9 protein-coding genes and 1 riboswitch are annotated in these 11,899 nt (G+C 55.9%); all 9 genes read right to left on the minus strand.

The features are described 5' to 3' along the window. Positions 1-15: 15 nt before the first annotated feature. Complete coding sequence (locus CLOEV_RS11865) at positions 16-1,038, minus strand: TAXI family TRAP transporter solute-binding subunit (RefSeq protein WP_084482378.1); 1,023 nt, start codon at positions 1,036-1,038, stop codon at positions 16-18. A 197-nt stretch (positions 1,039-1,235) separates the two neighbouring features. Then, positions 1,236-2,534, minus strand: coding sequence for a glycine/betaine/sarcosine/D-proline family reductase selenoprotein B (locus CLOEV_RS11875; RefSeq protein ID WP_084482379.1), 1,299 nt, complete (start codon positions 2,532-2,534; stop codon positions 1,236-1,238). Between the two features lie 30 nt (positions 2,535-2,564). Then, entirely contained in the window at positions 2,565-3,884 is a 1,320-nt protein-coding gene (locus CLOEV_RS11880) for a glycine/sarcosine/betaine reductase component B subunit (RefSeq protein ID WP_008713205.1), read from the minus strand. A 489-nt stretch (positions 3,885-4,373) separates the two neighbouring features. Continuing rightward, a complete protein-coding gene (gene grdB / locus CLOEV_RS11890) occupies positions 4,374-5,681 on the minus strand; it encodes a glycine reductase complex selenoprotein B (RefSeq protein ID WP_083829757.1) in 1,308 nt (435 codons plus the stop codon). A gap of 14 nt (positions 5,682-5,695) precedes the next feature. Beyond that, positions 5,696-6,991: a glycine/sarcosine/betaine reductase component B subunit gene (locus CLOEV_RS11895; RefSeq protein ID WP_008713208.1), complete on the minus strand. Its 1,296-nt coding sequence runs from the start codon at positions 6,989-6,991 to the stop codon at positions 5,696-5,698. A 49-nt stretch (positions 6,992-7,040) separates the two neighbouring features. Beyond that, entirely contained in the window at positions 7,041-7,478 is a 438-nt protein-coding gene (locus CLOEV_RS11900; protein WP_008713209.1) for a GrdX family protein, read from the minus strand. Between the two features lie 67 nt (positions 7,479-7,545). Continuing rightward, positions 7,546-7,649, minus strand: a riboswitch (glycine riboswitch). A gap of 172 nt (positions 7,650-7,821) precedes the next feature. Continuing rightward, positions 7,822-9,165 (minus strand): sodium-dependent transporter, encoded by a 1,344-nt coding sequence (locus CLOEV_RS11905; protein WP_008713210.1) that lies wholly within the window; start codon positions 9,163-9,165, stop codon positions 7,822-7,824. Positions 9,166-9,436: 271 nt separating this feature from the next. After that, the gene (locus CLOEV_RS11910) at positions 9,437-10,216 is read right to left on the minus strand and encodes a TIGR00282 family metallophosphoesterase (protein ID WP_034443955.1); all 780 of its coding nucleotides are present in this window, start codon (positions 10,214-10,216) and stop codon (positions 9,437-9,439) included. Positions 10,217-10,226: 10 nt separating this feature from the next. Continuing rightward, complete coding sequence (gene rny, locus CLOEV_RS11915; protein ID WP_008713212.1) at positions 10,227-11,768, minus strand: ribonuclease Y; 1,542 nt, start codon at positions 11,766-11,768, stop codon at positions 10,227-10,229. Positions 11,769-11,899 lie beyond the last annotated feature (131 nt).

Consider the following 11,899-nt stretch of genomic DNA (forward strand, 5'->3'; position numbering starts at 1 on the left):
TGCCCTCGTATATTTTTATTTAACTTTTATGCCCTTCTCTTTAAGATACTTCAACGCGCCGGGGTGAAGAGGGATATTGGCTACCTTGGGAAGGTCCTGCGGATTACAGATCTTCGGCCAGCCTCTCGCCTCCGTGGCTTTAAAGGAATCTTTATGGTATCCGGATTCATAAATGGTCTTGGTGACGATATAGACGAAATCTTCCGGAAGGTCGGCGTTGCAGACTATGGTCGTGGGAATGGCGATGGTCTTCACGGGGTAATTCTGACGGTCATATGTGTTAGGCTGCATTGTGGCTTTTACATAACCGGTCATCGAGGGGTCGGCCAGCACTTTATCGGCGTGGGCGTCGTCTATGCTGAGGAATTTTACGCCGGGCTGCACGATAAGGTTGACGATGCTCGGCATAAGGCCGCCGTAGGTGCCGATGAAGTCCATATGTCCGTCCTGCATCATCGTGGAGGCGTCGTCCCATCCGAGGGCCATGACCTCTCCGCCCGCGGCTTTGATATCGTTAAACGACATGCCATAGGCCTTAAAGAGCGCCTCGATCATCATCCTGTCGGTTGACGCGAGCTTGCCGCCGTTGACCTTCTTGTTTTTCAGCTGGCTGATGTTTTTGATATCGGATTTTTCCGGGACGATCAGCTGCGCGAGCATCAGTTCCTGGGTTCCGACCACGCGCAGATTTGTCAGCGGCTTTTCATAGGGAGCCATTCCCTTATAGGCCAGGTACTGGTTCTGCGCGGTGGTCAGCGTAAGCACCATTTCTTTGCCTTCGTGCACGGCGGAGACGTTGAAAGCGCCGCCGGTCGACTGAACTGAGCAGGGGGCATTTATGCCGGCTTTTTTCAAAGCGGCTTCCAGCTTTGACGCCAGAACGGCAGAAGCGGGATACCAGATACCTCCGGGGAACCCTGTGCCGATTTTAACGAATTTAGGATAAACCGGTGCCGCCGCTGCACTGCTGCAGCAAGATAAAACAAGGCTAAGACAAAAAACGAATGCGGCTACTATACTAATTTTCGAACGGGACATAAATTTCTACCTCCTCTAGATTCTTCATAAACAATGCTCTCCAAATTTCATGTTGCCTGCCTATTTTGCTATGATATATCTTTCTAAAGCCCCCTTTCTCCAAGACCCCATTTTATCCATTGCAATAGAAAATTGTGTGATACTTTTCCCCCAAACCAGCAAAAGCGGGCCTCGCCGCAAGGCAAGGCCCATCTTACTTAGAAAAATGTCTGCTCGGTCACATCCGTGGAGATAGCTTTAAGGGCGCGCTCGACGAGGTTTTTCTGCATTGCCTTCTGCTCTTCAGGCGTAAGCAGAGGGTCGCTGAAGGGAGACACAAGTCCGTAACCGGGGACTATGCGGTTCGCTCCAGTAACTTTGGAGACGGAAACAAGGTTGGTAACATGCACGATCGGGAAGCCGGCTCTGTCTATTTCTTTTACCATCGTTGCACCGCAACGAGTGCAGCTTCCTCAGGTGCTGACGAGGACAACGGCGTCGACCGCTTCCTTTTTGAGCGCCTCGGCGACCTCTTTGCCCATCCTGCGGGCGTCTTTGAGGGTGGCCAGGTTGCCGGTGGTCGAGTAGAAGGTGTTGCAGAACTTGCCGATCACCCCGTCTTTCTCAAATTCCCTGAATGAAGACAGCGGGAACAGAACTTCGGGATTGGCGTTGACGAAATCTGTGTTGATGCCGCAATGTACGCTGTAGAAGTCGCCCTTCACAAGAACATCCTTGCCGGTGACATCGTATGTCGCCCAGATGGAGCAGGTGCCTCCGGGAATACGGTCTGGGTTGCCGAGGGGAACAAGTCCGCCTGTGCTGACAAAGGCGACCTTGGCTTTGCTGAGATCGCCGACGGCTTTGGAGGGAACGACATTGTCGCGCGGCTCGATCTTAAGCTCGGTGACGTAGGGCTGGCCGGCGAGCTTCGTGAGAAGCATGTCGACGGCGCGGTCGCCCGCGGTCTTCTCCGCGAATACCTCTTTTCTGATTCCGTGCGAGAAGTAACCTTCGGCGTCTGCCCAGAGGATCTCTTCGCCGGCGGCGAGTTTGTTGGCGAGAGCCGCGATCGCGGTCGAGTCGTGGCGCATCTTGGCGGCGCTGCGGCTGCCTTTCATAATGTAGAAGGGGTCTTCTCTGAAGAGCGCGACTCCGGGATTCTCTTCATTCATGCTTGTGACGGCGGTCACGCCGTATGTTTCATGGGCGAATTTGCACATCTCGCCGCAGCTCACGCCGTAACGGCCGGAGCTGAACGCGGGGCCGGCGAGAACGAGGTCGAATTCTTTGCCTTCCAGGAATCCGGCGATCCGCTTGAGAGATTCTTCTTTATGGCTGGACATGGCATTGTCGCCGCAGATCACGGTGTGCGTGATTTCCACACCTTTCAGCATCGCCTGCACGCCCTGCGCGGGGCCGACGGCTCCTTCTTTAATGATGGGCTCAAAGTCGGCGTCGCTTTCGCCGCCCACGCCGCCAAAGAACTGGTTGATGTAATATATCGCTTTTTTCATGTGGCTATCCTCCTTCTGAATATATTTGGATTAGTAATCCTTCACCGTCTTGGTCGTGAAACCGGCGCAGTTGGTGCTGTCCACGATCATGCAGCCGTTTACGATCAGGGAACCGTCAGGGCGCAGGCTGGGACCGTATTTCTCGTGAGCGGTCCATGCGGCGTGATAGAAGTCGCGCGTTACCGACGCGAGATCGCCGATCACGTTCTTCATCGGCGGGAATTCGAAGACGGTACCCGAGTCGCCGGTGGAGACGATGGCGTCGGCGATAGGATCGAGCATCGATTTGCCGCTGTGCTCAGGCGTGAGGCCGACGGTCTTGATGCCGCGTTTCTCCAGCTCGGCGCACATGAAGAAGAAGTCTACGTCGTAGTTGCTGCCGCCGGCGACGGAGGCGATGATCGCGCCGTCAAGCTTCAGCATGGAGGCCAGCTCGCCGCCGGCGACCTTTACGGCCTGCTTGAAGTGGTTGGGGACGTCGACCGCAAAGGGGATCGCGCCGACAAAGTTGATCGTCTTGCCGTGCTCCTCATAAAGGCGCTTGATTATCGGCCAGTTCTGATAGGTGTATGTGCAGTAGCCTTCGCCATAAAGACCGCCCTGGTTGGTGATCTGTCCGTCGAACACCGCGTTGGGGTGCATAAGGAAGGGCAGCATATTTTCGCAGTCGATGCCGAATATCCTCTCGTTGAAGAACTTATCCTTGCCGACCTGCGCCTTGATCTGGAAGAAGAGCGCGACTCTCGGAAGGCCCTTCTTTTCCGCCTCTTCAGCGCCGGGCTCCAGCTCGTAGCATTCCCAGTCTTCCGGTTCCAGCCCTTTCAGGGAAGTCGCCACATAGTCCGCCAGGTAATGCGCGGCCATTTTCAGCGGCGCTTCATTTCTGAAAGGCTGATCCAGCTTTGTCGGGTTGATCATTTCGGCATATACCACCAGGTTTACCATTTTGGCAAATATGGAGTGCTCCGCGCCGGGGCCGCTCATGTCGAGCATCCCTTCGGCGGCCTGTGAATATTTGCCGCAGGAGATGACGCTGATGCCCTTCATCGCGTAGAGGTCGCCGTCGCCGCAGCTCTCGATCGTCAGGCCGCCGGTGACGCCGGGGAAGGTGGCGCGTCCGTCGGGGCGGAAGCGCGGCTCCAAACCGACCTTGCACGGCAAAATGCGTGTGTCGTCGCCTGGGCGAACAATATATATCTCTATATTCTTCAGTTCATTATCCGGGTCCACAGAGGCGATCGCCTCTTTTTTGTTGATAGTCAGCACACCGCTTTTGAATGAGGTCTTTTCGCCAAACACTATGTCGTTGACATGAAAGTTCCCTATTCTCAGTTTTTTCGAATGTTCCAAATTCCTCACACTCCTCACAGTTTACAGAAAAAATACTTTTAATATGCTGATATTAAAATCTGACGCTCCGAGAAACGCTTCTCGCACTTTTAAAGAACAAATATCGGCCGGAATAGAAATACTCACGCGCGTCAAGTAATTCTTTTCAAGCTTAGTTTGCTGCGTTATTGATCTATAAAGGTGCGAAAGAACCCTTCTTCTACGAGCTGCGTTTATTTTACTTAAAAAAAGAAAACCCGTGTTTCAGCTTTTTGCCATAAAAATATCAAAATCGGCTCACAAGAGGCACACGGCGGATCAGAGTGAAGAGTGCGGGTTTTTTCAACAGGTACCGCGGAGAGTGGACGCCGCCGGCGCGGGCCCGGCGCGAAACTGCTGCGCAGGCGGTCTGTGACCGCTCAGAAAACCCCGCGGGGATGTTAGGGGATAAAAAATTGAGGAGCGGCTGGCCGCCGTTCCTCAATTTTTTATTGTTGACTTTAAAAACTCTTAAAATACTGTCTGCTCTGAAATCGGCGTCTGGAGGGCCTTCATGGCCTTGTCCAGGATCGCGCGGCGGATCTGTTTTTCTTCGGCAGCGTTCTTGTTTATGTCTCCGAGGGGATATGGGATGGCGACCGCCGGGACTATGCGGTTCGCCCCGACCGTCTGCGAGATCGGCACGATCGTGCAGATATGCACCACGGGGATTCCAAACGCTTCTATTGCTTTAACCATCGTTGCACCGCAACGAGTACAGGTTCCTCAGGTGGAGGTGAGGATCACGGCGTCAACTCCGTCTTTTTTCAGCTGTTCGCCGATGGCGGTTCCGAATTTCTTCGCGTTGGCGATCGACGTCCCGTTGCCGACCGTCGTCGAGAAGTACCGGTAGAGCTTCTTGAAGACGCCCTCTTTTTCCATCTCACGCAGCACGTCGACGGGAAGGACTCTGTTCGGGTCGCTGTTCGCGTAGGTCGGGTCGTATCCGCCGTGCGCCGTCGCGTAGTGCTCGCTGTCCGCTGTCTGTACGCCCTCGATGTCGTAGGTGCCGAACTTCATCGCGCTGGAGGATTCGATATGGTCAGGGTTGCCCTTCGGCACGATGCCGCCGGAGGTGACGAGCGCGATCGTCGCGTTCTTAAGGTCTTTGACCGCCTCTCCCGGAGCCACGCGGTCAAAGCTCGGCATCGGGTATTCCGTGGTGAATTCCTCGCCTTTGAGCTTCTTGACGAGCATCTCTACCGCGCGGTCCGCGCCGGGCCTGTCCTGGAAGAAGTTGACGCGAACGCCGCGGGGCATGTAACCAGCCTCTTCCGGTGAGCCGGGCTCGCCGTTTGTCTCAAGGACTTTGAGGACGAGTTTCGCCATCGCGGGGACGGCCGTCTTGATGCCGCGCGCGTTGTCGGCTGTCGGGACGATAAATACCGTCTTTCTGAACATGTCGGCTCCGGGGTTTTCCTCATACATGCCGGAGACGGCGGGAATGCCGAGTTTCTTCTGCACCGCGTCGGCGACGCCGCCGGCCGCCGTGCCGTAACGTCCGGCGTTGAAGGCCGGTCCGGTGACGACCGCGTCGGGCTGGAAGGCGGAGATCAGCTTGAGTATCTCCTCTGTCGCGGAATCGATATTCTCCGCGTAGTAGCCGTCGCCGCAGATCACCGTGCCGACGACCTCGGCCGCATCGCCGAGTTCTTTGGCAAGCGCCATGCCGGGGCCGACTACGCCGGGGCGTGACTCGGGCTTTGTGTCAGCCTTCTCTTCTCCGCCGATACCGGCGAAGAACTGGTTTATGTAGTGTACGATCCTCTTCTTTGTCATTGTCTTTCGTCCTCCTACCAGGTTTTGGCGCTGAGGGGGTTGAAGCCCAGCTCGCATGTCGCGCCTGTGATAGCCTGAAGCTCGACCTCGATCGACCCGTCGGGTCTGAGCGAGCCGTCGAAACCGCCTGCTATAACATCCGTGTAGTCTGTAAATCCGATGATTTTTTCCTGCGGGGGCAGCACGACGATCATGTTGGCGTTGCCCGCCGTTACCACCGCGTCGGCCTCTTTCGTAGCGTCGGCGAGTGACTGGCTCGCTCCGTCGCGGCCCGCGTATTCGTCGGTGATGAGGGCCGTTCTGATGCCGGCCTGCTCCGCCTTGCGGCAGTTCATGATGAGGTCGGCGTCGGGATTCCCGAAGCCCTCTTCGCTGATGACGACGCCGTCGACGCCGAGCATCGAGGCGAGCTTCACCGCGTATGACGAGCTTCTCTGCTTGTCCATCAGCGTGACGTTCTCATTGGTGATGATAACGCCGATGAAGTTGATGTCTTTGCCGTGGCGCTCGTAAAGGCTGCGGATGACGGGGTTGTTCTGGTGGACGTAGGTGCTGTTCTTGTCGCAGGCGGAGACGCAGTTGCCTGAAACGATCGCGCCGTCCATGGTCTCGTTGGGATGGATGAGCGAGGGGATGATCTTCTTCGCGTCCACGCCGTAGACGTAGGTATCATGGAGAAGTCCCTGCGTCTGGAGCATGTAGATGTAGGCGACCTTCGGAAGTTCCGGATAAGCCTTCATCGCCTCCGCGAACGAGGGAAGCTCGTAGGCTTTCGTCTCGTCAACGGCCGCTCCGGCCTTCCACGCGGCCTCCGCGACGTAGAGGGCGGCGCGGAATCCGGCAAGGCGGCAGGCCTTCTCGTATTCGTGGGGCTCGATGCCCTCGACAGGCTCAAAGACGAGCACGGCGTTCATCGTTTTTGAGAAGGGGGTGTACTTCGCTCCCTCGCCGCTCATGTCGACGATGCCCTCCTGGAATCCGACGATGCGCCCGCAGGTGACCACCGCCGCTCCTTCGAGGACGAAGGTCTTGCCGCTTCCGACGGTGTCTACACCGCCGAGCATGCCGGGGAATATCTGGCCGGCCCCTTCCGTCTTGTAGCGGGGCTGGATGGCGTCTTTGACGGGGCAGATGCGGACTGATTCGCCGGGACGCGCGAGGTCGGCGTTCAGTGTCTTGAAATGCTCTGTGTCTGCCGCCGCCGCGAGGAACTCTTCCTTGTTGATCTGAAGGGTGCCGTCGGCAAGGAGGGCGGTCTTATCGCCCCATGTGATGTTCTTGACTTTTGCCTTCTGCAGTTCGAGTTTCATAATGATCCTCCTTGAATGATTTTTGAGGGAAATAGCGCGCTGTAGATGTCTATCTGTTAACCGCTTCCGGATACCGTCGCTCCGGAGGCGTCAAGACCGAATACTGGTGGAACGTCTCTTCCAGCAGGATGAAATCAAGATAACGGAAGTCGTTATCTATCCTTTCCGTAAGCTCGCCGGGGCGCATAAGCTTCGGGGAACTTTCAAAGACCCTGATCGCGTTTTCGATGAGGTCAAGCGACTGGAGGTCGATAGCGCCGCCCCTGGAACAATCCTTTTTGAGGATAAGAGAGCGGTAAGGCTGCTGATTTGGCTTGAAATTCCCATAGAGGGGATTGGCAAGCAGCTCCCAGCCTAAGTGGATAAGATCGCGGCCGGCGTATAGAACGTCCAGCGCGCCTCCGTCCAGATAGTCGAGCGACTGTACATGACCTTTGAGATTAGGGTTGTTTGAGATGCACACATAAGAATACGAGAACAAACCCATAGGACACCGCCTTTCTGGCTAATATCCTCTGTTTTCGTCCTCGCCTGTTTTGACGTGTCCAGAGTGCTGTCCGGCGGCAATCCTTATGCCTGAGAGTTTCAACCTTCGCGGTTTTGCCCCTTCGGCGCCCATGATGTTATAACGTGGACGGGTCTCTCTTGCCGCTTTCATTCAGCTTGGCCTTAGTATATCAAGAGCGATTTTCTTGTCAACAGCTTTCGGAAGCATTTGTGATATTTTACACCAACTTTTTGTGTTTTTTTATACTAGGGCATAAAAAAAGCGCCTCTTTTCCGATAAAAGAGACGCTTTTTTATTTTTCAGAACAACGGGACCACAGTTTTTACCATTTAAGCCCTGTGATGAAGATCAGCCCGATGCATACAGGCGCGACCACGCGGCATACCCACAGCCATACAGTATAAAACGGGAAATCATGCTCGCCGAAGTTGGTAACTTCGTCTTTCGCGCCTTTCGTCCACAGCCAGCCGACGAAGAAAGAGGTGAGCATCCCGCCGATCGGCATGACGGCGTTGTTGGTGATGAAGTCCATCGCGTCGAGGAAATCTTTGCCGCATATCTTCGGGAAGTGCCCGCCGACGGAGAGCGCCGAGGGGATGCCGAGAACGGCGATGGCGATCCCCATGACGATCGCCGACTTCGCGCGGGACCAGCCGAGCTCGTCTATCGCGAAGGTCACGACGACCTCAAGAAGCGAGAAGGCGGAGGTGATGGCGGCGATGAAGAGCAGCGCGAAGAAGGCGAATGAGAAGAAGGCCCCCATCGGCATCTTCGCGAAGACGATCGGCAGCGTGACGAACGTAAGTCCGGGACCGGCTCCGGCGTCGACGCCGAAGGCGAAGACCGCCGGGAAGATGACAAGCCCCGCCATGATCGCGACGGCGGTATCCAGCATGACGATCGTGCCCGTCATCTTAGGCATATACTCATGTTTTCCAAGGTAGCTCCCGTAGGTGATGATGATGCCCATAGCCAGGGAGAGCGAATAGAAGCCCTGTCCGACCGCGGCGAGGAACGCCTCGCTGGAGAGCTTCGAGAAGTCGGGCAGCAGGTAGAAGCGCAGTCCCGCCTCCGCCCCCGGCAGGGTAAGCGAACGGATGATAAGCAGCACAAGTATCAGGAAGAGCGCCGGCATAAGGATCTTGCAGCTCTTTTCAATGCCGCCGCTGATGCCGCGGTAGACGACTCCGATGACGATCGCCATGGCGACGCCGTGGTAGGCGATCGCCTGTACGGGGTCGGATACAAAGGCGCCGAAGACGTCTCCGGCCTTGCCCGCGGCGGCGGCCTCCATCAGGCCGCCGAACGACTTGAACATGTAGGCCAGCGTCCAGCCGGCAATGACCGCGTAGTATGAAAGAATGACAAAGCCGCAGAAGAAGCCCATCCAGCCGACTATCGGCCAGGCGCCTCCGCCGAGTTTCCTGAAGGTCCCCACGGAGTCAAGTTTGGCCCGGCGTCCCATAGCGAACTCGGCGAGCATAAGCGACGAGCCGAGGACGATGACGACGGCAAGGTATACGAGAACGAACGCGCCCCCTCCGTATTTACCCGTGATGTATGGAAAACGCCAGATATTTCCAAGCCCCACGGCGGAACCGGCGGCGGCCATGATAAAGCCGAATCTGCTCCCCCACTGTTCTCTGTTTCCTGAATTCCCTTCCACTAAAACCAACTCCCCTTAAAAGTTAGCCGACTTTTGAATTAAATTTATGAGTCCCTTTTTCATTCGGCTTTACCTATATATCACAAATATCTTTTCAAAACAAATGTCAGATAAATTTATTTAATGTCTTTCTTTTGTTTATTTACACCATCTTGCAAAAGCCTTTATGTTTATGCGCTTTGATATTTACCAGGAAAATCCGTTTTGCCCGTAACGAAAGACAAAAAAATAAACCACGCGCATCCCATACTGTGCGCGTGGTTTATTTTTATTATCGGATTACCGCCCTGTTTATCCTTCGTATATCCAGGGAACGTCCCGTCTCCGAATCTATCTCGATGACGGCCCCCTGAAATTTTACGTTCTCGTCGGATATCTCAAATTTACAGGGCGTCCCCGTGAGGAATTTAGGAAGCACCGATTCCGCCGTCATCCCGATTATCCCCCCGTGGCCGCCGGTCATGCCGGCGTCGGAGAGAAAGGCGGTGCCGCCCGGGAGTATCTCCTCGTCAGCGGTCTGAACGTGTGTGTGCGTACCGACCACGGCGGATACTTTCCCGTCAAGATATATGCCGAGCGCCCTCTTTTCGGAGGTGGCCTCCGCGTGGATGTCGACGAATATCGCCGGCACCGGGCATTCGGCGATCACCCGGTCGGCGGTCTGGAAGGGGCAGTCGAGCGGCGGCATGAAGGTGCGTCCCTGAAGGCAGAGGACGGCGAGCCTTTCGCCATTCCTCTCGTAGACGGCATAGCCGCGCCCGCGTGTGCCCTGCGGATGGTTGGCGGGGCGCAGGACGGCCTTTTCGCTGTCCAGCAGCGGGATAAAATCCTTCTTGTCCCAGACGTGGTTGCCGTTTGTAAGTATGTCGACGCCGGCCGCAAAAAGCTCTTTCATGACCTTCTCGGTGAGGCCGAACCCGCCGGCGCTGTTTTCCCCGTTGGCGATAATGAAGTCAAAACCGCCGCATTCTTCACGAAGTTTGGGGATCTCCGCGGCCGCCGCCTCACGGCCGGGACGTCCCATGATGTCGCCGATAAAAAGTATGCGCATGGCTCAGTGTTTATTTCGCATATTCGACGGCGCGGGTCTCTTTGATCAAAGTGACCTTTATCTGCCCGGGGTATCTGAGTTCTTCCTCGATCTTGCGCGCGATGTCGTAGGCGAGTTTCTGCATCTCGCCGTCGTCGGTCACCGATGGGGCCACCGCCACGCGCACTTCGCGTCCCGCCTGGATCGCGAAAGCTTTGCTGACGCCGGAGAAGGTCTTGGCGACCTCTTCCAGCTTTTCAAGACGCTTGACGTAGGCGTCAAGGCTCTCCCTGCGCGCTCCGGGGCGCGAGGCGCTTACGGCGTCGGCCGCCGCCACGAGCACGGCGTAGATCGTCAATGGTTCTTCGTCTTCATGGTGAGAGGCTATCGCGTTGACGATGTCGGGGCTCTCTCCGTAGCGTTTCGCCAGGTCGGCGCCGATCTTCGCGTGCGTACCCTCTATCTGGTGGTCAACGGCTTTGCCTATATCATGTAAAAGCCCTGCTCTGCGGGCCTTCAATTCATCGAGTCCCAGCTCCGCCGCCATCACGCCCGCAAGATGCGCCACTTCAAGGCTGTGGCCGAGGGCGTTTTGTCCGTAGCTGGTGCGGTAACGCAGTTGTCCGATTATCTTTGCAAGCTCACCATTCATGTTTTTGATGCCCGTTTCGAGAAGCGCCTCTTCGGCGGTCTCGAGGATCTGGACCTGAACGTCCTTCTCCGCCCGTTCTATTATTTCCTCTATGCGGGCCGGATGGATCCTGCCGTCCACGACCAGCCTCTCCAGCGAGAGCCTGGCCACTTCGCGGCGCACGGGATCAAAGCTGCTCAGCGTGACGGCCTCCGGTGTGTCGTCGACGATGAGATCAACTCCGGTGAGTGTTTCAAAAGTCCTGATGTTGCGGCCCTCGCGCCCGATGATACGTCCCTTCATCTCATCGGAGGGAAGGTTTACGACGCTGACGACCACGTCGGAGGCAAATTCAACGCTGCAGCGCTGGATGGCTGTCGCGATGACCTCCTGAGCCTTGCGGTCCGCCTCGCGTTTCGCGCGTTCTTCAAGCTCTTTGAGGCGCAGCCCTATAATATGGTTCGCGTCGGACTCAACCTCGGCAAGAAGCTGTTCGCGGGCCTCCTCGCGCGTCAGCTGGGCGATCTGCTCCAGTTTCGCGATGAGTTCCTGCTCCTGTGCGGAGAGCCTGTTCAGCTTTTCCTGTACATGTTCATTGCGGTTCTTGAGTTCTTCTTCTTTGCGGCTGATGTTCTCGATCTTTTTGTCGAGATTTTCTTCTTTTTGTTCCAGCCTGCGCTCGGAACGCTGGAGCTCCCCGCGGCGCTCTTTCGTGTCGCGGTCGAGTTCCTGCCTCAGTCTGTGTATCTCTTCTTTGCCCTCGGCGAGAATATCGCGCTTCGCGATTTCGGCCTTTTTAGCAGCCTCCTGTATGATGCGCTCTGATTCTGAAAGGGCTCCTCTGAATTTTTTTTCTTCACTTTTTTTGTGATATGTAAAACCGACCAGGGCCCCGACTGCAAGCCCGGTGATTATACATAGTACAGCTGTGGTAAATTCCATTTTCCTTTCACCTCGTTATTCTTTTGTCATGGTCCGTATTAAGTGTTATTGTCAGACGTAAAATTGTATCAGATGAAATCAATAATGAATTTTATGCCAACGTCAGGTATTGTACATAAAAAACGCCGCTT

This window comes from Cloacibacillus evryensis DSM 19522 (assembly GCF_000585335.1).
In the GTDB taxonomy this organism is placed as follows: Bacteria; Synergistota; Synergistia; order Synergistales; family Synergistaceae; genus Cloacibacillus; species Cloacibacillus evryensis.